Source organism: Burkholderia sp. S171 (genome assembly GCF_009766085.1).
GTDB lineage: Bacteria > Pseudomonadota > Gammaproteobacteria > Burkholderiales > Burkholderiaceae > Caballeronia.
Window position 1 is genome coordinate 116,730 of the sequence record NZ_LMUF01000064.1, and the last position, 23,245, is coordinate 139,974.

Annotated in this window: 17 protein-coding genes; 3 read left to right on the forward strand and 14 right to left on the reverse strand. The window is 59.4% G+C overall.

Annotated elements, in window-relative coordinates; translation table 11 throughout:
- Positions 1 to 246: 246 nt before the first annotated feature.
- The gene (locus GSQ93_RS35420) at positions 247 to 1,716 is read right to left on the reverse strand and encodes an MATE family efflux transporter (protein ID WP_158940663.1); all 1,470 of its coding nucleotides are present in this window, start codon (positions 1,714 to 1,716) and stop codon (positions 247 to 249) included.
- A gap of 339 nt (positions 1,717 to 2,055) precedes the next feature.
- Between GSQ93_RS35420 and GSQ93_RS35425 the strand changes: the two genes are divergently transcribed.
- The gene (locus GSQ93_RS35425) at positions 2,056 to 2,457 is read left to right on the forward strand and encodes a DUF3597 domain-containing protein (protein ID WP_158940665.1); all 402 of its coding nucleotides are present in this window, start codon (positions 2,056 to 2,058) and stop codon (positions 2,455 to 2,457) included.
- 164 nt (positions 2,458 to 2,621) lie between these two features.
- On the opposite strand, the gene GSQ93_RS35430 is transcribed toward GSQ93_RS35425, so the two are convergent.
- From GSQ93_RS35430 to GSQ93_RS35450, 5 genes are all read right to left on the reverse strand, one after another.
- The gene (locus GSQ93_RS35430; protein ID WP_367889804.1) at positions 2,622 to 3,686 is read right to left on the reverse strand and encodes a lipocalin-like domain-containing protein; all 1,065 of its coding nucleotides are present in this window, start codon (positions 3,684 to 3,686) and stop codon (positions 2,622 to 2,624) included.
- A 74-nt stretch (positions 3,687 to 3,760) separates the two neighbouring features.
- On the reverse strand, positions 3,761 to 6,331 hold the full coding sequence (locus tag GSQ93_RS35435; RefSeq protein WP_254074225.1) for an FtsX-like permease family protein: 2,571 nt from the start codon (positions 6,329 to 6,331) through the stop codon (positions 3,761 to 3,763).
- Positions 6,328 to 7,026, reverse strand: coding sequence for an ABC transporter ATP-binding protein (locus GSQ93_RS35440; RefSeq protein ID WP_158940666.1), 699 nt, complete (start codon positions 7,024 to 7,026; stop codon positions 6,328 to 6,330). The genes GSQ93_RS35435 and GSQ93_RS35440 overlap by 4 nt, the downstream gene beginning before the upstream one ends.
- 120 nt (positions 7,027 to 7,146) lie before the next feature.
- Positions 7,147 to 7,926 carry a class I SAM-dependent methyltransferase gene (locus GSQ93_RS35445; protein WP_216857727.1) on the reverse strand — a complete coding sequence of 260 codons (780 nt, stop codon included), beginning with the start codon at positions 7,924 to 7,926 and terminating at the stop codon, positions 7,147 to 7,149.
- A gap of 220 nt (positions 7,927 to 8,146) precedes the next feature.
- Positions 8,147 to 9,541, reverse strand: a complete 1,395-nt coding sequence (locus tag GSQ93_RS35450; protein ID WP_158940670.1) for an ATP-binding protein — start codon at positions 9,539 to 9,541, stop codon at positions 8,147 to 8,149.
- A 261-nt stretch (positions 9,542 to 9,802) separates the two neighbouring features.
- Here GSQ93_RS35450 and GSQ93_RS35455 point away from each other — a divergent pair, with 261 nt between their 5' ends.
- Positions 9,803 to 11,053 carry a porin gene (locus tag GSQ93_RS35455; protein ID WP_158940672.1) on the forward strand — a complete coding sequence of 417 codons (1,251 nt, stop codon included), beginning with the start codon at positions 9,803 to 9,805 and terminating at the stop codon, positions 11,051 to 11,053.
- Positions 11,054 to 11,099: 46 nt separating this feature from the next.
- On the opposite strand, the gene GSQ93_RS35460 is transcribed toward GSQ93_RS35455, so the two are convergent.
- From GSQ93_RS35460 to GSQ93_RS35470, 3 genes are all read right to left on the reverse strand, one after another.
- Positions 11,100 to 13,373, reverse strand: a complete 2,274-nt coding sequence (locus GSQ93_RS35460) for an LPS-assembly protein LptD (RefSeq protein ID WP_254074226.1) — start codon at positions 13,371 to 13,373, stop codon at positions 11,100 to 11,102.
- Between the two features lie 75 nt (positions 13,374 to 13,448).
- A complete protein-coding gene (bamA, locus tag GSQ93_RS35465) occupies positions 13,449 to 15,800 on the reverse strand; it encodes an outer membrane protein assembly factor BamA (RefSeq protein ID WP_158940676.1) in 2,352 nt (783 codons plus the stop codon).
- Between the two features lie 132 nt (positions 15,801 to 15,932).
- Positions 15,933 to 16,382: a hypothetical protein gene (locus tag GSQ93_RS35470; protein ID WP_158940678.1), complete on the reverse strand. Its 450-nt coding sequence runs from the start codon at positions 16,380 to 16,382 to the stop codon at positions 15,933 to 15,935.
- A 1,232-nt stretch (positions 16,383 to 17,614) separates the two neighbouring features.
- Here GSQ93_RS35470 and GSQ93_RS35475 point away from each other — a divergent pair.
- Positions 17,615 to 18,751 carry a porin gene (locus tag GSQ93_RS35475; RefSeq protein ID WP_158940680.1) on the forward strand — a complete coding sequence of 379 codons (1,137 nt, stop codon included), beginning with the start codon at positions 17,615 to 17,617 and terminating at the stop codon, positions 18,749 to 18,751.
- Between the two features lie 131 nt (positions 18,752 to 18,882).
- Here the strand turns inward: GSQ93_RS35475 and GSQ93_RS35480 are convergent, their stop codons facing one another.
- The 5 genes from GSQ93_RS35480 to GSQ93_RS35500 form a co-directional block, all read right to left on the reverse strand.
- Positions 18,883 to 19,188 carry an NIPSNAP family protein gene (locus GSQ93_RS35480; protein WP_158940682.1) on the reverse strand — a complete coding sequence of 102 codons (306 nt, stop codon included), beginning with the start codon at positions 19,186 to 19,188 and terminating at the stop codon, positions 18,883 to 18,885.
- 139 nt (positions 19,189 to 19,327) lie between these two features.
- Positions 19,328 to 20,155, reverse strand: a complete 828-nt coding sequence (locus tag GSQ93_RS35485; RefSeq protein ID WP_158940683.1) for an IclR family transcriptional regulator — start codon at positions 20,153 to 20,155, stop codon at positions 19,328 to 19,330.
- Positions 20,156 to 20,236: 81 nt separating this feature from the next.
- Entirely contained in the window at positions 20,237 to 20,965 is a 729-nt protein-coding gene (locus tag GSQ93_RS35490; RefSeq protein ID WP_158940685.1) for an SDR family NAD(P)-dependent oxidoreductase, read from the reverse strand.
- Between the two features lie 6 nt (positions 20,966 to 20,971).
- Entirely contained in the window at positions 20,972 to 22,282 is a 1,311-nt protein-coding gene (locus GSQ93_RS35495; RefSeq protein ID WP_158940687.1) for an MFS transporter, read from the reverse strand.
- 84 nt (positions 22,283 to 22,366) lie between these two features.
- Positions 22,367 to 22,894, reverse strand: a complete 528-nt coding sequence (locus GSQ93_RS35500) for a 2,4'-dihydroxyacetophenone dioxygenase family protein (protein WP_158940689.1) — start codon at positions 22,892 to 22,894, stop codon at positions 22,367 to 22,369.
- Positions 22,895 to 23,245: the final 351 nt, after the last annotated feature.

The window sequence follows — 23,245 nt, forward strand, 5'->3', positions numbered from 1 at the left end:
TGGTTGCTGCGCTGCGTCGATGGAATGGAGTATATGCGCGCACTATCGAAATATTGTACCGATAGAGGGGAATAGTGATTCCGCGCAAAACGAACAATCGGACGCAGCCGGCTTAGCTGAATTCGCTAAGAAAATCGGGCGTGATAACACCAATGAAAGAAGCTGAATCCAAGCTTGAACGCAAAGAGAAAACGCTAAGCGGCTTAGGTGGCTTAAATGACTTAGGCCGCTTGAGAGCTTAAGGGCCTAACCACCTTGCACAGGCAGTTCCTTTAACTCTACGTCCGGCGCCATGGTATTTCCGGCGGCTGCGGCAGGGACATTGACGGATGATTGCTCAAGCTGATTGCTGCCTTTGCGCGCCAGCGCGGCGCAATCGCCCATGGGCAAACGCCTGACCACGACGTACGCCGCCAGCATGGCCATCGTGCCGAAAATCGCATTGCCGGCGGCCTGTCCGATCATCACGCCCACGGGACCATGGCGCATCCCGGCTGCGACGAACGGTACCGTGCCGATGGTCGCGCGCCCCCAGTTGAACAGCGTCGACAACAACGGCCGATCAAGATTATTGAAGGTCGCGTTCGCCACGAACTGGCAGCCAACGAACGCATAACTCGCCACCAGCCACGAACAGAACGCCGTGATAATGACGGCGGTGTCGCCGCGTGCCGAGAACGCGCGGATCAGGCCGCCCTGAGCCAGCGCCAGCACGACCCACGCAACCGCAACCGTCAGCAGAACGAACACCAGGCTGTTGCGTACCGTTTCGCGAATCCGGTCCGCACGGCCCGCGCCGAGATTCTGGGCGATGATCGGACCGACCGCGCCGGTGAGCGCATAGATCACGGCGAAGGCCACGGGCGTGATGCGGTCGATAGTGGCTTGTCCCGCCACCGCTGCAGCGCCGAAACGCGCCATTGCATGCGTCACGTAGGCGCTGGCAACGGGCGTAGCAAGGTTGGTCAGTACGGCGGGCAGGGCGACCTTCATGACCGGCTGGCTGTTGGACCACAAGCGTGCAAAGCGGACACGGGCAATGAGATCGTTGACGCGGGTTGCACCATACAGGCCGACAAGTGCAAGCGCGACTCGCGCGATATCGTTCGATATGGCCGCACCGGTCAGCCCGAGATGAAAACCAAAGATCAGGATTGGATCGAGGATCGCGGTCACGACCGCAGCGGTCAGCGTGACGGTCATGGCACGGCGGGCATCGCCGACAGAACGCATCAGCGCGGCCGTACACATGCCGATAGCGAGGAACACGTACGTGGGCGCAGTGATCAGCAGGAAGCCGTGAGTCAGCACGCGCGTTTCGCCGGCCGCGCCGAGCGCGTTGAGGATCGGGTCAAGGAAGAGCAGCGTCGCCGCGCTCAAGATGAGCGTGATCACGATCATCAGCACCAGACTCGCCGATGCCACCTGCCGCGCTTTGGTCCGCTGGCCGGCACCGAGAAGTCGCGCGACGGTTGCGCTGACGCCTATCGTCATGCCAATGGAAATGGCGGTGTGAAAAAAGTTGATGGTCCCGGCGAATCCAACGGCCGCGGCCACTGACGTGTCCCCGAGCAGCGATACATAGAAGAGATTGGCCAGATCGACCGCGAACACGGCCATCAATCCAATCGCTCCGGTTCCTGCCATGACCACGACATGGCGCAAGGTCGAGCCGTGTACGAAGCGAGCGGAGTCAACCTGGCGTTTTGTGGTCATGGCGGTGCATGGGTTAAGAGTGGGCGAATCATCGCATGAATGAACTGTGTTTCCCTGGCTGCAAGATGATCGACCCACGTCACTCGCGAGTAGAAAACGAAACGATTGCAGCGTTAAACGCCTTTCGCGGTAACAGTATCCCGCGCGCGTTGCGGCTGCTCCATGTCAGGGCATTTTCAAGATGATCGATCACCTACAATGTCTTTGCGACTGTGCGCCGGACTCGAGACATAACAATCGTTAACTGTTTCGGGAACGTGTCTTGCACGGCGCCTCCACGAAGCGGCGAACGCGCTGCTTCACAACGTCGTTGACTACGTCGACCAAGGGATAAACATCATGAGCATTTTCGGCACGATCCTGAGCAAGATTTTCCCTTCAAGCCATCCCGCGAATACAGCGCCCGCCGATCCGGCCGCGCCCCCTGCGGCAGACCCGACCGCGGCGCCTGATGCCACTGCAGCACCGGCTGCAGCCGCAGAACCGGTGGATGTTGAAGCAGTCCTGACCGACATGCAGGCGAATACGTCGGAGCAATTGAACTGGCGGACGTCGATTGTCGATCTGATGAAATTGCTCGGCCTTGACAGCAGTCTCAGTGCTCGCAAGGAACTGGCCGGCGAGCTGCACTATACGGGCGACACCAACGATTCCGCATCGATGAACATCTGGCTGCACAAAGCCGTGATGGAACAGCTTGCGGCTAACGGCGGGAAGGTGCCGGACAGCTTGAAGGGCTAAACTTGCCGTCGCCCTTGTGGCGACGGCTGGCACGCTTAGGCGCTTGTCTGGATACGGCAAGACGTCAGGCGTGCCAGCATCAACTTGCAGATTGTTAAGTCTGCGCAGCGTCATGCGCTTGTCATATTGTCTTTAGACCACGCTGCGCGATGCAATAAGCGTGGTTATCTCTCCAGCTTCAGCGCCTTCCCATATCCCGTCAGTTCCAGATAACCGTGACCTAAGGCTTTACCGTCACGACTCAGCAATACCGCTCCTTCCCAATACACCGCGCCCGTCGACTGGCTGGAGTCGAGTTCCTGATCGTCCATCAATGGATCGAGCTGCCACGTGAGCGCACCAGTCCTGACCGTCTCCGATACCGGATAGGACGTGCCGGTCCGTGGCGAGCGCCATGTCCTACGCGGCGTGAAGTCGACTTGGTCCCCATCGAATGCAGTCACGTGCCCGTTCGCTTCGCGAAGCGCCGCGTGGGACCAGACGGTCCCGCCGTTTTGTCCGCGCACCTTGAATGCCATCAATGCCGATCCGTCCGACAAATTGGCGCCTAGCCAGTCCCATCCTGTGGCATCGCTGCTAAGCACTGTGCTTGACCATTCGTGATCCAGCCACGCCGAGCCGGACACTGCTGTGCTCAGGCCGGCCTTGCCGGTCGCGTTCGCGTTTGAAGCACGTGTGACCTTGCCGCTCACGCGCAGTTGCGGTTCGCTGTAGTAGTAGCTCGCTTGCGCGGCCAGCGGACCTTTTCTCGAGTAGCCCTTGTCGCCCTGCAGCAGCGGTGCCTGAGTCGGCGTAAGCGTCAGGTCCAGCGTGAAATCGGCGGCATTCACGGTGACGGTGTAGTCACCATCGGCAGCACGCACTAGATGCCAGGCGTCGAGCTTGACGTCGGTGTAATCTGTTTTTGCATAGGCGAGACCAAAGCCCTGACGCGCAATCTTCTGATCGTGCACGAGTCGTCCCAGTGAGGGATCGCTAAGCGCCGCATGAGCGATGATCAACTGCGACGGCGCGAATGCACCCGGGTCCGCGGGATCGTGTCCGGTCGCCGAGCGAAAGAACGTGATCTGGAAACCGAGCGGCTTGCCATCCGGTTGATTGAGCCAACCCGTTGCATACCACCACTCGGTGCGAAAGGCCGGATGCGCGCCGGTGTCTTGCGGGAAAACAATCGGATGATCCGGTGTGACATTGGCGAACTCAGCGGCCATGGACGATGTGCTGGCCATGCAGCAAGCGCACGCCATCAAGGCATTCAAGGCCCATCGCCATGCCTGATTTAATGATCGGTTAGGACCACGCATTACCAGTCCTCCTTGACCGCGCGCACGGCATCGAGCGATACCGCCTTGCGACCTGCGACCACGGCTGTTGCACAGGACGAGATCAGCATGACAAGGGCCACTGTGCTCACCATGTGCCATGGAATATGCATCGACATGCTCCAGTGGAACGACTGCGGATTCACGACAAACACCAGGATGAGGCTGATCGCCCAGCCCAGGACGAAGCCCACGGCAATGCCGAGCGCCGTCAGCATGCCGGCTTCGGCCGCGAGGATCGCGAGCACCTGAGCACGCGTCACACCAACGTGCCGCAACATGCCGAACTCGCGCGCCCGAGCGAGTGTCTGCGCGGAGAACGTTGCCGCCACGCCGAACAGCCCGATCACAATGGCCACCGCTTCCAGCAGGTAGGTCACGGCGAAGCTCCGGTCGAAAATAGTCAGCGTCCGAGCGCGGATGTCGCCGGGTTCGGCGAATGACATCGCGGCGGCGAAGGGCAGTCTGCGCAGGCTCGCAATGACACTTTCCACGCTTGCGCCGCGGTCCACGGTGATGGCGGCGTCGGTGGAGCCTGTGTCGCCCGTGAGGCGCCGGTAGTCGGCGAGCCGTAGCTGGATCGCTCCCGTTTGCCGCACATAATCGCGCCACACGCCGGCTACGACGAACGTCCCGCCCTGTGTGCCAATCGACAACTTGAGTCTTTGTCCCAACTTGTAGCGGTACAAGTCGACCATTGCCTCCGACACCCATATGGGCGTTTCGCCTTCCCGCAGGGCGGACGGTGGAAGCACGGGGCCGGTCATCTGCATGGCGGCGCCGGGATCGGCTGCATCGATGTCACGCGCGAGCAGCGCCACCGCGGGACGTGCGGGGTCCAGCGTGAGATGCGACGTGCGGGTGAACGCGGCATGCCTGATGCCGGACGTCGCGGCGATTGCCGTTTGTTCGCCGGGGCTCAGGCTCGCTGTGTCGCCATTGGTTGCTACGCGAACGTACAGGTCGGCGGACAGGAGATGGGTCAGCCATTCATCGACGGATACACGGAAACTCGCGACCATGATGGCCATCGCGACGATCAGCGCAAAGCTCGATAAAACCCCGCCCATGGCGATCGATGCCTGGCCGGGTGCGTTGGCGAGCCGGGCAAGCGCCAGCGTCGTGACGGCGCGTGCACGGCGTTTGGCGTGCCATCGGCTCAGCGCAGTGAACACGATCGCCGTGCAACGCGGCATCAACGCGATTCCACCAATCAGCAGCAGCGCGACGGAAAGATAACCGAGGATGGGGACATCGAATAACGGTGGCAAGAGCGCCAGTATTGCCGCGACTGCGAGGCAGATCACAGCGGGCCACGGCGTCGCCAGCCGCGCCAGCGCGCCTTCTTCGCTCCCTGCTTTTAGCGCCGCCGCCGGCCTGGTGCGAGCCGCCTCAAGCGCCGGGACAAGACTGCCGAGCACGGACACGCCGATACCCAACGCAAGAAACAAGGCGCTCGCAATGGGCTCAAAACTGACATGCGGCTGCACGCCCGGAAAGTAACCGCCGCCCAGATCGCTGCCGAAGAAACGCAGGGCGATGCTCGACAATGCGTAGCCCAGTGCAAGGCCGAGCGCGGAGCCAAGTACACCGAGCAGCGCGCCTTCCATCAGGATCTGGCGTAGAAGCTGGCCGCGCGTATAGCCCAATACGCGAAGCATTGCGAACTGCGCCCGGCGACGAACGACCGCCAGCGCTTGCGTCGAAAACACGAGGAACGCGCCGGTGAAGAGCGCCACCAGCGCGAGCACGTTCATGTTGATCCGATACGCGCGCGAGAGGCGGTCGGTGCGGTTTTCATCGTCGCGTGTTTCGGCTACGACCAGTTGATTGCCAAGCCGCGCTTGAAACTCGCGTTTGAAGCGTTCCCGATCGACGCCGCGTTGCAGTTGCAAATCAATGCGCGAGAGTTTTCCTTCCAGTCCAAAACGCCATTGGGCGGCGGCAATATCCATTACCGCAACGCGTTGTCCCGGCCGCGTCCTGACCAAACCGCCGGCCATTCGGAAACGAATAATCGAGGTACCGCTAAGCAGCTCGACATGGTCACCGGGCGCCGCGTGAAGCCACTGTTGTGCAGCGGGTGATAGGAAAATGGCGTCGTCGGAAAGGGTATCGAGCGGACGCTGCGCAGACGGTACGCCGATCAGTTCCGGCGTGATGCGGCTCGCCCTGAAAACGTCGATGCCAAGCACTTTCAACGCAGCGGTCTGGCCGGGCACGGTCACGTCCAGATCGAGAACGGGGCTGGCTAAAGCGACGCCCGGTGTTGTTGCGAGACGCGGGTACCAGATTTCATCGAAGGTGGGCTGCGCGCCGCGGACTTGCAGGTCGGCCTCGCCGGAAAGACTTTTGGCGGCTGCGGAAAACTCGTTGAATGCAGCACTGTTGATGAGCTGCACGGCATATCCGAGCGCCACGCCCAGCGCAATAGTTGCGATAGCCACGATCGCTCGCGCCGGATGACTGCGCCACTCGGCACCGAGCAACCAGCGCGCGAGTAGCCGGCCGCCTGCAATGCGCCGCGAGGGTGCCGGAACGCGTCCGCTCACTGATGCGCACCAGCAGGTTGCCCGGCATGCAACCCATGCTCGCTCAGAATGAGTATCCGATCCGCGCTGGCGGCCGCCGCCATGGAGTGCGTCACCATGATTGCCGCAGCGCCATTCGCCTTGATCTCCGCACGGAACAGTGAAAGCACTTCATGCGCGGTTTCGGGGTCCAGGTTGCCCGTGGGTTCGTCAGCCAGGATCAGCGTGGGCCGATGCACCAGTGCGCGAGCGATGGCCACACGCTGCAGCTCTCCACCCGATAGCTGCCGTGGGAAGTCGTTGCCACGGCCACCCAGCCCAACGGCTTCCAGCAGGTCGAGCGCGCGGGCAGGCGAGGTGTTATTGAGCAACAGCGGAAGCGCGACATTTTGAACCAGCGTCAGATGCGGCAGGACATGAAAAGCCTGGAAGACGAAGCCGAGCTTTTGCCGCCGAAGGCGGGTTGCGGCGTTATCGTCGAGACTGGAAATGGACGTGCCGTCGATCAGCACTTCACCGCTGTCGGCTTGATCGAGGCCCGCGATCAGGTTCAACAGCGTCGACTTGCCGACGCCTGAATCGCCCATGATCGCGACGAACTCCCCCGGATCGAGTGTGAAGTCGAGGCTAGCCAGTAACACGCGGCCGGCGCCGTACGCCTTGCTCAAGCCGCGACATTCGAGTGCGGGAGATATGCCAGTGTCGCGAAGGGTCATGAAGATCGGGCCGTCAGTGAGTGAAACCGCTTGCAGTCCTCCACTGTGACAGAGAAGTGTCGCGCGCGTGCAAAGGTACGGCCACGCACGGACCATTCCTTGTATGGACCCGAGCGCTTTCTAGCGTGCGAGCTTCTCGACATAAAACGCCGCGGTTTCGTAAGGAACCGTGACCTCGTCCTTGCCCGCGAGCAACGGTTCGCTGGCGATCAACGCCTTGACCTCGATATCGATCTTCTCACGCTCGTCGGGGGCCAGTGCCGCAATAAAGCTCATGGAGCGGACCCGATTCAGGATCACGTCTTCGGGCGAACCGGTGTGCCCGACATTGAATTGGTGCTCGTTGAGCGGGCCGAAACCGTCGAACGGAAACGCGGAGCGCCAGGCGCCCGTGTAATAACGCGGCGTATCGCCTTCCACCCGATTCACGATCGCGTCGAGCCGGGCGACCCACGGGATGCTGGCGTCTCGCAAATTCCAGATCAGGCCGAGCTTGCCGCCCGGTTTCAAGACCCGAAGAATTTCCGCAAGCGCGGCGTGGGTCGAGAACCAGTGAAAGGATTGCGCGCAAACCACTGCGTCAACCGATGCGTCAGGAAGCGGGATTGAATCGGCCGTACCCGCGTGCGTCTCCACTTGCGGGAGCGCTGCGGACAGCTTGCCGAGCATCGCGGCGACGGGTTCGACCGCGATCACCTTGGCGCCCGTGCTGATCAAGCGCGGCGTAAATTTTCCCGTGCCTGCGCCGAGATCCACGACGGTCGTCCCGGCGCGAAGGCCGAGCTGTTCACGCAACCAGTCCGCGATCTCCGGCGGATAGTCGGGCCGGCCGCGCACGTACGTGTCCGCCGTTGTCGTTGTTGCGTAGCCGTCTGCTGCGGCGTGGTGCACGCCTTGCAATGTCTTGCTCATCATGTTTCCCTATTCAATGGATCCCTCTGCGCCGCTGTCAGGAAACTGGCAACAGGATAAGCAATTGCAGCATGATTTACCATGCATGCCGACGCCATTTTGCATACTTTAAAAGCGTGAGAATCATCGATCTGCACCAGGTTCTGACGATGGCTTCTGCGCTGATGTGGGCGAGGTCGCCGGGCATTGAAGGCTGAAAGCCGGCACCCTAGCCGTGGGGCTCGCGAGGCAGGGTCAGCACCGCATCGAGTCCTCGCTCAGCGCGGTGGCTCAACACCAGCGTGCCCCCATGCGCCATCGCGATGCTCTTCGCAATGGTCAGTCCCAGCCCGGTTCCGTTGGTCTTGCCGGGCCGCGCGCGGAAATACGGTTCAAACACTCGCTCAAGCATGTCTTTTCCTGCAATGCCCGGGCCTTCGTCGCTGATGGTAATGCGCACCGCGTCGCGATCGTCATGTATTTGTACCGAAGCACTGCCGCCATGCAGGATCGCGTTGTCGAGCAAATTCTGCAGGCAGCGTTTCAGGTTGCGCGGATATCCGCTGACAGGCGCGGCGGCGTGGCCGTCGAGTTCAACGCGTGCGCCCGTTTCAGCGAGGTCATCGCAGAGTGCACGCAGCAGCGAGTCAATATCGATCTGATGGCGCGGCTCCGTTATCTCGACGCCTTGTACGAAGTCGAGCGTGCTGTGCACCATCGCGTCCATTTCATCCAGGTCAGTGCACAAGCGTTCACGCGACGTCGCATCGGGCAACATCTCCGCGCGCAGTCTAAGTCTCGTCAGCGGCGAGCGCAAATCATGGGATATCGAAGCCAGCAAGCGCGTTCGTTCCTCAATACTCCGAATCAATTGTTGCTGCATGGAATTGAATGACTGCGCGGCCACTCTCACCTCACGCGGTCCGAATAATTGCAACGAAGGCCGATACACATTCTTGCCCAGCGCCTCAGCCGCGACCGCGAGTCGCCGCAGCGGCTGAACGGCAATGCGCACGGCCACCAGCGCGAACAGAAGTGCGGCGATGAAACGGATCGCATAGATGCGCAGCAGATACTCGATCACCAGTTTTCGCGGCTCGGTCTGCCGGCCCGCCTGTCCTTCTTGCGCGGTGACATCGAGCCAAACGCCGCCGGGTGCCTGGATCTGCACATGAAAATCGCCCGATGGCATGCGCGAGTCGAAGAGGCTGAAGATACCGCGATGACGGCCGGTGTCGTCGGTCAGTTCGGCATCGATCAAACGCAGCGGTACGTGCTCGTGCAGACGTTGTGCGATCACGCTTGCAAGCAAGTCCTCAGTCGCACGTTGCGCGACCGTGTGCGACTGCGCTGGGAGTGGCGCTTCGATCCAACGTAACTGATAGCTGCTGTCCTCAAGCTGGCGTGCAAGATTTTGCCGCGCTGCCTGGTCCGGCGCGGCCTGCAGCAGGCGCACGGTGTCTGCAAGACGGCTTGAGAACAGACGTGAAGGGATCTCCAGCGTGCGGTTGTCGTGGGTCTCAAACCAGATCGTGCTGGTCAATAGCTGGCCGCCGAACATGCCGATCACAAGGATCAGCGCGAGGCGTCCGAATAGCGTGTCGGGCCAGAGGCGAAACTTCATGCGCGGCCTTCACGGAACAGGCGGGCGCTCTGACGCTTTGGGTGGTCGTCGGCTACGAGTAGGTGGTCCATCTGCGCGGATGCATCAAGCGGGAATCGAGAGAGGGGAGTCAATGAAGCGCGGTCGTAAGGCGAATGAAAAGCCCGTGGTTGAGCCAACACATTTCAATACAAAACGGCGGCTATTCAACATATCGCCAATACATTTCGCCGATAAAGTGTCGTCGCGTAATGACATTGATTCTCATTTAAAGACTATAACATGCCGATTCCAGGATCCTCGCTGCGCGCCCGTCGTTCCACCGTGTTCAAGCCCGCCGCATGGCGGCTTGCCGGACTTCCTCGTGGCTCCAGCCCTACGAGGCGATGCCTCGAAAAAACGTTCGCCGCGACGCTGATCGCGAGCGCTTTCATCGCCAGCCCGGCCCACGCGCAGTCAAGCGTGACGCTGTACGGCGTCATCGATGCAAGCTTGCTCTATACGAACAATGCGCAAGGCCACGCCAACCTGCAGGCGAGCAGCGGCGCGGTGACGGGTAGCCATTGGGGACTGCTGGGGCGCGAAGACCTGGGTGCCGGCAACCAGGCGATCTTCCAGATAGAAGACGGCTTCAGCGTCATGAACGGCAGCTTGCGCCAGGGCGGCCGCGAGTTCGGCTACCAGTCATATGTGGGCTTGAGCAACAACCGGTTCGGCACGGTGACGCTCGGGCGGCAGTACGACTCGGTCGTCGATTACCTCGCGCCGTTGAGTTTCACCGGCCGGCATCCGGGCGGCAATAACCTCTCCGCGCATCCGTACGACAACGACAACCTGAACAATTCGTTTCGTGTCGATAACGCCGTGAAGTTCGCCAGCACGCCCTACGCCGGCCTGAAGTTCGGCACGCTTTACGGTTTCTCGAACGAAGCGGGCGGCTTCGACGACAACCGTCTATATAGCTTTGGCGCGTCCTACGATGCAGGCCCGCTGACGCTGGCTGCGGGTTATCTGCAGGCGAACAATCCGGGCGTGACCAACACCGACGGCGCGATCACGCTGACGGACCGTACCTTCCTGACAGCATTGCAGCGGACCTACGGAGCAGGCGTTAATTATTCGATCGGAGCAGGGAAGCTGGGGTTCGTCTGGACACGCACGCAGCTTGGCGGCCTTGCTGTGATCAACGGGGCGAACAGTCTGGGTCTCAAGCAAAACGGCCAGGGCGCGAGCTTCAACAACTTCGAAGTGAATGCGAGCTATCTGCTGAGACCGTCGGTGGCCGTGTATGGCGCTTACACGTACACGGATGGCGCGTTGTCGACGGCTAGCGGTGAGCATCACCCCAAGTGGCACGAGGTGTCGGTGCAGACGGACTACTTGCTGTCCAAGCGCACCGACGTGTACATACAAGCGAGCTACCAGCATATTGCAAGCGATGGCTCGGGACTGACCGCCGACATCAGCGGGCAGTCGCCGTCCAGCAAGAATGAGCAGGTCGCCGCCGCAGTGGGATTGCGGCACAGGTTCTGATGAGACGAATGACCACGCCACTATCAACGTGGTCATTCGTCACGCATCATTCGTAGTTCGAGAATCGCGAGTCAGGCTCAGGCGGCGAAGGCAATGGCGTATAGCCTGGAATGCTCGCCTTAAACTGCTCGGACAGCCCGTTGTCGATCTTCGTCAGGCCCTTGAGCTGAAGCTGCAACAGAACGCGAGTCGCGCTGCTGGCAGTGGTCGTGGTAGTGGCTACGTTCGTATATTTTTGCACCGCCAAGCTGAGCGACCAGCAATCCGCGTCGTACTGAACGCCGAGCAATCCCGCTACCAGGCGATGAGCGACCATGTCGAAATTGGCTTGGCCGACAGCGTAAAGCCTGCGGCTCAACGGCCATTGACCGGATGCCACAATCTGATTTTCCGCCTCGTTGTCCAGGTCCTCATCGGCGCGCGTATACCGGTAAGCAATGCTGACTACCTCTCGATCTCCCGGTTTCCAGGTGAAGCCCGAAGTACCCTGGTCTAACTGATTGTGCTGCTCGTCGTACTGGATCGCCTGCTCGGTCGTAAAGCCCGGCCCAATCTTGAGCGACGCCCCGACAATGACGTCGCTGCCGCGAATGTCGGTCACGGAGGCGCCCGAATCCAGCGTCACTTGCGGATTAGTGAAATAGTATTCCTGCGCAACCACGAAGCGAGCCCGTTGATCTCCCGTCGCCTGATTGATGAACCGGGTAGTCAGAGCAGCGGTGACACGGTTCAGGTCGGCAACCCGGTCGCCGCCAACGAAGGTGTTGTCGGTGAAGATCTGGGCCAGTCCGAAGTCCTCTTCTCCTGTGTCGAAGACCGGTGCAAACGTCTGGTTCCGGTAGGGCGTATAGACGTAGTAGAGCCGCGGTTCCAGCGTCTGGATATAGTCCGTTCCGAACAGGCGAATGCTGCGTTCGAATACGAGCCCTGAGTCCAGGCTAAGTGTGGGCACATTGAAAGAAAAACTCTTCGGTTGCCCCGTTGGCGCCGTGCTGCCGATTGAGGACAGGTCGTAGGCAACGTAGTGCCACTGCACCTTTGGCGTGATGAACCATCCCGGACCGGACAGCGGATAGCTGACGTACGGATTGAACGTGAAACGGCTGCCCTCGGTGGAGTCCGCCGTGGAAATAGTGAAGCGCGTGGCGTCAGCCTCGGCGCCGAAATCAAATCCGCCCATGTTGTACTGATTGTATTTAACGTCCAGTTCCGGCGCCCGATTGTAAGGCGGCGCGGTGCTGAAGGATTGCCAGCGCTGCTCCCGCGCCAGCACCGACCATGGACCGTTGTTGTAGGTCACGCCCGCCTCTTGCTGGAAGATGTCCTGCCCATTGACCAGCGATGCGGTATTCGAATTCAGGTCGGTCGTGACGTTGACGTCCGACACCTGCGAATAGTTAACATACGCAGCCAGCCCGCCGCCCAAGTTCTGGTTGTGCTGGATGTTGATCGAATAACGGTTGGTCTTGGTCAGGGCGTCGTCGGGCAAGTAGGAAATAGTCACCGAACCCGAATACGTAGGCGACAGATAGCGGAAATTCGTTGTCAGCATTGCGCCGCGTTTGGACATGTAGCGCGGTGTCACGGTCAGGTCGTAGTTCGGCGCGATGTTGAAATAATACGGAACGGTGAGATCGAATCCATTCGTCGAACTCAGCGAAAAGGTCGGCGGGAGAAAGCCGCTCTGGCGAGCGCTGGATAACGGAAACGACAACCACGGACTCGCAAAAATGGGTACGCCCTGGAAGAACAGCACGCCATTGTGAGCAATGCCTTCGTTCGACCCTTGGTCCATGTCGAAACTTGCCGCCTTGAGGTACCAGGCTGGATCCGTTTCGCACTGGCACGCGGTGTATGTGCCGTGATGCACGACTGAACGTTCATTATCGATCAACTCGATGCTGTCGGCGCTGCCCGATCCACCTGTCAGATTGAAGCGATAGGTCGGCGTGGTCATGGTGCCTTCGTTGGCCTCAACCTGAAGATGCGCTTCGGGGCCAACAAAGACGTCGTAGTCGTCGACTATGCGCACATGCCCGTAGGCATCGACCACATTACGGTCGATGTCATAGTGAACGGCGTCGCCTCTGACAATGGTGGCGTCGCGTCGAAGCTCTCCATGACCTTTGAGCGACAGGTCACGATCCTCGTCGCCGTCCGCCGCATCGCCGATGCCGAATGCGGCCGGAGCGGTGTTGACCGGCAACGGATGCTCCGTCACCTCAGGTGCGAATCGAAGACCCCAGGGAGGCTCGATCGATTCTACCTGTGCCGCCGCGCCGCTTAGTTGCGCGCGTGCGGGCGACGGTGTGAGGGACATGACGATCGCCGCTGCAACGGCGATATGACGCATGCGCGGCGTGAACCGGACGAATGTTTCTGCGGACTGCACGGATTAGAACGACGTGCCGATCTGGAACTGGAACTTCTGGTATTGGTCTCCTGCGTGCCGCACGATCGGCAAACCGAAGTCCAGCTTGAGGGGGCCGATTGGGGAAATCCACTCAAGTCCCGCACCATAGCTGTAACGCAGGCCGTTGGCGCCCACGCTGCTGCCTTCGTCGCCCCAGACATTGCCACCATCGACGAACGTAAACACACGCAGAGTCCGGTCGTACCCGGTACCCGGCAGCGGGAAGGTCATTTCTATATTGCCGACAATCATCTTCGATCCGCCGATCGGGTCGCCGGTCGTGGCGTCGCGCGGTCCGAGTGAGCCGGACTCGTAGCCCCGCACCGAGCCAATACCGCCGCCGTAGTAGTTCTTGAAGATCGGATAAGCGTCGCCGCTTATTCCGTGGCCATAGCCTGCCTGGAAATTCATGCCGAAAATGAAACCTCGGGCGGGCGTGTAATAGTATTGAGCCTGAACATCTGATTTGTAGTACTGGGTATTTCCCGCTGGTGTGCCCAACTCGCCGTTGGCCTGGAGGAAATAGCCTTTGCTGGGTATCAGCGCACTGTCGCGTGCGTCGTGCGACCAGCCGACTGTTACCGGAACGTTGTTCACCACGCGACCGAACTCAGCAACATAGTCCAGGTAGCTTTGTGGCGTTGACGAGTCCGTGTTGAACCGGTCCTGCTCGAAGCCGGCACCAAAATAAACCACGTCGGATTCGGAGAACGGTATGCCGAACTTCATATCCGCGCCAATCGATGTAATTCGAAAACTCGTGTCGCTGAAGTTGTAGAGCGGGTATGTGGTTCTGTAATACATGTCGGTAATGCGCTTGATGCCATCGATCGTAAAGTAGGGATCGGTTTGCGTCACCGACAAGGTCCGGTACGTCTGCGCTGTATTGACGTTGACGGCCAGTGTGGTCCCCGAGCCGAACACGTTGTCCTGCGACACGCCGGCGGACAGCACGACCTTGTCGCTTGAGTCATAGCCTGCGCCCAGCGTGATCGCGCCCGTTGGTTTCTCTTCCACCTTCACATCTATGTCGACCTCATCGGCGGTGCCCGGCACCGGCACCGTGGTTACATCGGTGTTGGTAAAGTAGCCCAGCCGATCAATCCGTTCCTTCGAAAGCTTCAGGCGGCTGCTGTCGAACCATGAGCTTTCAATCTGGCGCATTTCACGACGTATCACCTCGTCGCGCGTCCGCGTGTTGCCTTCAATGTTCACCCGGCGTACATACACGCGTCGTCCCGGGTCAACCTGCAACGTCAACGCGACCGTATGATGAACCTGGTCAATTTCCGGCTGGGCATTGACCTGCGCGAACGCGTAGCCATACTCCCCCAGCTTGTCTACCAGTCCCTGGGTCGTGGCTTGCAGTTTTTCGGCCGAGAAACGCTCGCCCGCGCGAATCGATACAAGCTTTTGCAGTTCGGCGTTGCGATCGAGCAGGTTGCCGCCAAGCCGGATGCTCGAAATGGTGTACGGCTCGCCCTCGTGAATAGTGACGGTCAGGTACATATCCTTCTTGTCGGGCGAGATCGACACTTGCGTTGAGTCGATGTTGAACTCCAGATATCCGCGGTTCAGGTAATACGAGCGCACCTTTTCCAGATCCCCCGTGAGCTTGTCCTTCGCGTAGAGGTCGTTCTTTGTGTACCAGGAGAACCAGTTAGGGGTCGATAACTGCATTTCGTCGAGTAGCGTCGAGGAGCTCGCAATGTGATTACCCATGAAGTTGATCTGACGAATTTTCGCGCTCGGACCTTCCGCTACCGAGAACAGAATGGACACCCGGTTGCGGTCGATCGGCGTGACCGTCGTGGTCACCTCCGCAGCGTAATAACCTCGCGTCAGGTACTGGCGCTTCAGTTCCTGTTCGGCTTTGCTGACAAGCGCCTTGTCGTACGTGCTGCCTTGCGACAGGCCGACTGAATGCAGCGCTTTGGTGAGGTTGTCCTTGTCGAACTCGTGGATACCGGCAAAGTCGATTGACGAGACGGCAGCGCGCTCCTGTACTTTCACGACGACCACGTCACCTCGCGTCTCGACCTGAACATCGTCGAAGAAGCCGGTTGCGTAGAGAGCGCGAAGGGTCTCCGACGCTTTGTCGTCCGAGAAGACGTCGCCTCGCTTGAGCGGGACGTAAGCGAAGACCGAGCTAGACTCAATGCGCTTCAGGCCCTCTATCTGAATGTCCTTGATGACAAAACTGCTGGTCGCCGCATAGACGCTCGGCGCAAGGAACACGTTCAATGCGAGGGCAACGGCTGAGTGAGCGGCGCGTAAGTTGCCTAGGTTGCGTAGCGTTTGGAACGTTCGGAAGGTTCGGAAATTGAATTTCATTTAATGTACTTGACGAGCATATCGGCCCGGATGTGTTGCGTTGTTATCCGCGTCGTATCGGACGTGATCGGTGCCGTGCCTGGCCTGGACTTGCGTCTATCGGCTGCTAAGGAACTGCGTTGTACTGGCCAGTTACTGCAAGGGGCCGCTCGCGTGGGTTGGAATCTGAACCAGCCGTGCCGCTGCTATCAGCGCATCGACCATGGGAGGGATCTGCTCCCGGGGAAGACAAAAGGAAATGTCGGCCCCGCCTTGCAGCCGAAACGTAAGGACCAGGCTTTTGCCGTTATCGATCGCGCCGAGCTCCCATCCTTCGCAGCCCATCGCAAAGTTGATGTGCGGTGTTCGCTGAAGCATTCGCTCCGACTGCATGATCGCGGCGGGAAGGACGGCGAGCAGTTCGCGAAACACCGAGTAATGGAACGTCAGGGTCGACCGGTCGCAATGCACCACCATATGTTGGCCGTCGGGTTCCAGCTCGATGCGCTCGATGGAAGCAACCCGCACGGGTTCGGGCGGGTCGTTCCTTTCGACCCCTTCAGCCGGAACCGGGCTGCGCTGGGGGGCGATATTTTCTTTCACTAATGGCATATTATGTAATCCTTATTTATTGTGTAAGGTATTGAAGGGGCAGGCAGCGGCCTTGTAGAAGACTGGCTACCTTGCGGTTCGGTTGCGGACGGATTCAAAAATGACCGGAATCTCCGTTGTTTCCTTCAGGCGGACGTTGGAGTTTCCTGGACGTCAGCAAGCGCTGCTTCGCCGCAAAGAGTCGGCGCTGGTGGCGCTATCGCGGAAGAAAGCCGCGCGTTGCCGGCCCGCTGACATGGCAACGAGTTTTTCCGAAAACAACGGCGTTGAACTGGCTCGCAGAACCGCTGCAAGAACTTGTGCGGAAAGAATGTGTTTCATCATGGTTTGCTGCCCTCGCGTGCAAGTCGCTAGACGAGTCACTAAAGTAGCTCGCTATATGACGCGGTGCGTTACGGCTTCGTTACCGCTTTTCTCACTTGAAATAGGGGGTGTATCGGCTGGTCAGCGAAGCAGCTTGGAAGTGCGGGGCAGGGGGATGGCTCGCTCAGGCTTGTGGTTAAAGCCTCTGGCCGGGTTTGCCGGATGCTGCATGTCTCTCTTTTTCACGAGAGAAAGGCGCTCAAGGCGGCACGCGTGACGGGTACAGAGTGCGTTCTTAGAGACACAGTGAAATGCTAGGTGAGGAATGAGCGCGGCTTGGCTTAACTTAACTAGCGAAGCTAGGGACGAGCGGCTTCATGACGATCCCATACGTATGTTTCATATTGGTTTAACTGTAGAACGATTATGCTGTTGCACGCTACGAACGTTAGCGCGCATCCACGCAGCGATGACGTTTCTTCCCTTGCATCAAGCGCGCCTTAGCCGCGTTTTATGCGTTACCCAATTGTTCCAGAATGTTCCCCTTCATGACCGCAGGGTACGCGTCGGATGATTGACTGCGTCCCGCGTCTTGCCGGTCGTTGCACGGAAACACCCGCGCAGGCCTTTCCAGAGAGCGCTTTGCCGGTCCACGGCATTTGCTTGAGCGCCCTGTTAAGCGCAAACCATTGCGTTACGGTTTTGGCCAACTGCAACGCTTGGTAACGATGCTTGTTGTCGGTTGCCAACAGCCCTCGCAAGACGCTGCTGTTTAATGGTGCCGGTCTGATCGACGCACGGCGACGTCGATCAGTACGCGCAGCAATGCACGTTTATCTGACGAGTTTCGCGGTGTTTACAACCCTTGACAGTGGGCCAGGCAGACCGCGTTGCTCAATCGTATTTTCGGAGAAATTGAAATGAAGAAATCCCTTCTTGCTCTCGGTGTCTTTGGCACCTTCGCCGGAGCGGCACACGCTCAGAACAGCGTGACCCTCTATGGTCTGATCGACGCAGGCATCACTTACACAAACAACCAGGGCGGCAGCAAGAACGTCCAGGCAACCAGCGGTCAGGTCAACGGCAGCCGTTGGGGCCTGCGTGGCTCCGAAGACCTGGGCGGCGGTCTCAAGGCCATCTTCACGTTGGAAAACGGCTTTAATATCGATACCGGCAAGTTAGGCCAGAACGGCCTGGAGTTTGGTCGTCAGGCGTTCGTCGGTTTGTCGAGTGATCAGGCAGGCGCTATTACCCTCGGCCGGCAGTACGACTCAATGGTCGATTACGTCGGCCCGCTCGCGCTCACGGGCACGCAGTTCGGCGGCACGCAAGCGGCCCACCCGTTCGACAACGACAACCTCGACAATTCGTTCCGCATCGACAACTCGGTCAAGTACCAGAGCGTCAACTACGGCGGCTTCAAGTTCGGTGGCCTGTATGGTTTTTCGAACGACGCGGGTGGATTCTCGGACAACCGCGCATACAGCATTGGTGCGTCATATAACTATGGTCCTTTGACCGCCGCAGCTAGCTACATGCAGCTCAACAGCGCGGGCTCCACGTTGAACTCCTCCGGCGCAGTGAACACTGATGCTACGTTCGCAGCGGGCCGTCAACGCACCTACGGCGGGGGCGTCAACTACACGTTCGGCGCAGCGAATGTCGGCTTCGTGTTCTCGCAGACTCAGTTGAGCGACTTGACGGGTATTGGCGCATCGGCCTCCGGCACGACAAACGGCATTGCCTTGGCAGGTGGCGGCGCGCGCTTCACCAATTATGAGGTGAACGGCCGCTACAACTTCACACCTGCGTGGACGCTGTCGGGAGCCTACACGTTCACCAATGCGAGCCTGGATGGGGTAAGCCCGAAATACAACCAGGTAACCCTGCAGACGGCGTACGCGCTGTCCAAGCGTACTGACGTTTATCTGCAGGGCGTGTATCAGCACGTGAACGGTACGGGTGATTCGGGCCTGACCGCCAACATCAACGGCTTGAGCGCCTCGTCGACCAATAGCCAGGTTGCTGCAACCATTGGCTTGCGTGCTCGCTTCTAAGTGAACCGCTAAGCGGATGAATGCGGCCTTGGGCATGATTGGCTCAAAGGCTGCACCTTAGCGGTGTGCTTGGCGGGAAGTTTTGATAAGCCGGGGAAGTCCTGCCGGCTTTTCCCATTTTCAGTCAGCGGTTAACTGAAGACGGGACGAAAGAAGCTGCGCTCGTAACTGACAATGCACTGCGTTTCTTCCGCATATTTGAATGCTGTCTGGCATTCCGGGTCAAGTTGCGATTGTTGACGGTAGCCTTCGTAGGTTGACAGGCTCGGAAACGAAAACAGCGCCAGCGCGACATTGTTCGCGCCCTCCGACGGCAGGAAGTAGCCATGATGCTGGCCGCCGAATTTCTCGACCAATGGAATCCACATCTTTCCGTAGGCTTCAAATTCTTTAAGTTTGGACGGGTCGATAATGTAGCGAAGGTAGCAAGTGATCATGGTGTGTCCGTTTAGGGAGAGAGGCTCGCTCGGATAATATCGTGTCGGTTGGTGAATAATTTTTTGAGCGACTCGCACTAAGCGTCGGCACCGGCTTCTTAGGTAAGCTATATCGTGAGCCCGAACATGAATCTTTTTCCTAGCGGGACCCCGGCCCGACCCCTTCGGCAATCGCGCGACAAGCGTCCTTCAATGGCGCGATATAGGTTTCCAGCGGTGTCGCGCTTTTCCTATATAGGGGAATGCTGATGCTGATGCATGCGAGAGGCTCGCCATGTGCTCCCAGGATCGCGCTGCCGTAGCAAAAGATCTGCTCCTCGTTTTCTTCGCGATCTTCCGCGTAACCGCGAGCCTGGGTCGCATTGAGCTCGGTATCGAGTGCTGCGCGTTCAATGATCGTATTCGGCGTAAAGCGCTGGAAGTTCAGGGTCGCAAGTAGCGCGTCGCGATCCGGGCGCTTGAGCGAAGACAAATAGGCTTTGCCGACGGAACTCGAATACAGCGTGACACGGGTGCCTATTCGCGACGCCATGCGCACCGCATGCGGACTTTCTAGTTTCTCGATGTAGACCATCTCAGAGCCGCTCCGCACCGCCAGGTGAACGGTTTCCTGGGTACGGTCACGCAAGGTCTGCAGCGCCTCGCTGGCGGCCACGCGCAGGTCGGAGCGCTCCCAGCTCCGGCTTGCCAGGGATAACAAACGAGGGCCTAGCGAATAGCTGCCACTTCGTGGCGTTTCGACCACCATGCCCTCCGCAATCAAGGCTCCGACAATGCGGTAAACCGTTGGTCGTGGAAAGTTCGATGCAGCGGTTAGTTGGGCGATGCCGGGTGGCGCTGGTGCGTCGGCGATGCACTGAAGCACCACCAGGAACTTGGAGAACGCGGCGGTGCCGGTTGGCTTGGCATCGTCTGGCAGGGGCTGCGAATTGGACTGGCCGATGGCGGGCTTAAGCGGTTTTGGCATGGCGTCCCCGGGGAACTTGGCCGTGTACCGGCGGCGTTGAAAAGCAGTGATTGAGGAGCCGGTGATTATAGTCAACGCCCGCTACACAACCAAATAGCCGCCATCGACGGGGACTACGGCACCGGTCATGAACGCCGCTGCGGGCGAGCAAAGAAACGCCACCACTTGCGCGACGTCGTGGGGCTGACCCCATCGTTTCATTGGTGTGCGATCAAGGATTGCTTGCGAACGATCGTCGCTATCCTGCAGCGCTTGCGTAAGCGGCGTAGCAATCCAGCCGGGCGCGACCGCGTTAACGCGAATGTTGTCCGCTGCATACGCAATGGCTAGCGACTTGGTCAACTGCACCACGCCCCCCTTGCTTGCGCTATAAGCGGGTACGAGGCCGCCACCGAAAAAACTCAGCATTGACGCTGTGTTGACTATCGATCCCTCGCTAGCCTTCAACCGCTCGCGTGCCGCGGCGCAGACACGCATTGTGCCGCTAAGATTGACGGCGATCACGCGCTCGAATACGTCGATAGCCAGTTCATCGCCACGCCGGATCATGCCTGCGCAATTGACAAGCATGTCGATAGAGTCGGTCCGCGCTATCAGCGCGGCTACGCTGGCGTCGTCGCTGACGTCGAGTTCGATGACCTCTATGACGGAGCCTAGCGCCTCGCGTTGGGCATCGGTCGGCGCGAGGCCCGCAGCGAGGACCCGCGCGCCGAGCGCGGCGAAGCATTGAGCGATGCCGGCGCCAATGCCCTGAGTGCCGCCCGTTACAACGGCGGTCTTACCTTTGAAAAGATCGGTTTGGAAAGTCATGGCCGGTCAGGGAAGGTCGGACAGCGGAACCTTTGAAACAACGGTCTCACTATCTTCTATTTTCGTCCGTACTACGAATATATAAACCAGCGCTGCGGCGAATGCGACGCCCGCGCTGATCAGGAACGCGTTGACGAAGGAGTGCGTTTTATCCACCACGATGCCCGTGATAAACGGGGCAAATGAACCGCCGAAATACCCGCCGAAGTTTTGAATGCTGCCCAGCGATGCCACCATGTGACGAGGCGCCGCGACGGTTGCCAGTGCCCAGCACGCGCCGCTCGCCATGTTGACGAAATACATGGCGGCGGAGAGATAGACCATCGCAAGCGTCAGGTTCGGGGTGAACGCCGCCGGTACCGTGAAGAGCGCAGCGCCCAGCAAGCCGACGCAGATCGGCCACTTACGGCTTCTGATAGGCGCCATGCCGCGCGCCATCAGGCCATCGGCTACGAATCCGCTGGACAGCATTCCAAGCGTGCCGAAGAGGTAGGGAATTGACACGAGCCAGCCCGTATGCGCGATTGTCAGGTGGCGTTCATGCTCAAGGTATGCGGGCAGCCAGGTGAGATAAAGCCACACCATGTAGATCACGCCCATGTTGCCGAAGATCATGCCCCATGTGGTCGACTTGCTGAACAACCCACGCCATTCACGCATGGTCATGCGGCGTTCGGCACGCTGCTCCGGTTCTCCTTCGGTCAGGAACGCCACTTCTTGAGAATCGAGAGAGAGGTTGCGGCGGTCACGGTAAACGAGGTACCAGCCAATCGACACGGCAATACCAAGCACGCCCATGACGATAAACATCGTGCGCCAGCCGAAGGCCAGCAGGAGCATGGTGAGGACGGGCGGTGCAAGAGCGGGTCCAATGGTCGAGGACGTGATGAAGATACCTGTCGGCCGGCCGCGCTCACGCACACCGAACCATTCGCTGACCACCTTTGCACCGGCGGGAAAATTCGGCGCCTCGCCAATTCCAAGCGCGACCCGCGCGACCAGGAACTGCGGCAGGCTCGTCACGAGACCACCGCACAATTGCGCGGCTGACCACACGAACATGCCGAGGCCGAGCATCACGCGTGCGCCGAAACGATCAAGCAGAATGCCGATGGGTAGCTGCGAAAACGCATAGGCGAAAGAGAAAGCGGACAGCAGCAAGCCCATCTGCGACGCAGACAGCCCGAGTTCCTGGCTGACCGAATGATTCGCTATGGAAAGCGTGCTCCGGTCGAGATAATTCACGATCCCAGCCAGTGTCAGGAACGTGATCGCGACCACCTGAATGCGCTTGAGGCGCGGTGATTTCTGCAACATGGTGTCTCCTCCGGTGCTCGTTGAGAGTCTGCGTGGAAGGTACTTCGGCAGTTAAGTTTTGCTCAGCCTTAACGGATGCATGGCCTAACGAATAAACTGGTCGACGAAATCTTCTCCAAGTCCTACCGATGAAAAGTGCTTGCGGCACATGTCGACCTTGGTGAAAACGTCTTCGTAGCCGGTGTAATTGCCATAAGGATCGCAATAGAACATCACGCCGTTGACCTGGAAGTAGGTGATCATTTCCTCCACGTCCTCAGGCACATAGAGCGTGTGCGTTTCGCCCGGCGGCTCGAAAACATAGCTGCCCTCGGTGGCTTCCCAATCGTGTTCCAGATAACGCCAGCGGCCCTTGAGTACCATGCCATGCACCGCTTGCGGATGCCGGTGCCGGCTTAGCACGCCGGATTTGCGCACGCGCAGCAGATTCATCCAGTACCCGGTCGAGACATTCAGGCACAGCGGGCGGAACCAGACGTTTTCAGCTTGAGGGACCCAAAGGCGTTCGTCTTTAGGGATTGCCGATTCAACCACGATCTCCTTAGCCGCTTCTTTAGGAAATGGAAGCTGATACGGCGTCATTGCGTCCGCCGCAGGTTTCGGATCTGCCATGAGCTAGCTCCTTGTCCATATTGTGGATATATTATTCATTTTGTGGACACACTATTCTTCATGGCGACCTTCTCTGTCAAGACGCGGTGATCGTGCAGTGCGTCATGAAATTCGTTAGTGCGGATCACTCTGCAAACACCCTTCGCTGTGAAGCTTTCGGTAATGCAAGGATCGATTCGCCGTGATGCCGGCTAGTCGATCACGGCGCATGGACCGATGACATGGCGCTAAGTGTTACGCGATAATGCCAAGCGGGCTCACGCGTATCCGAGCGTGCATCTTGCGCAAGGCCATACGTAATTGCTGGATCTATCGGCGCTGCAAAAGCGTCAATCTCAACTCCCGCGCGTC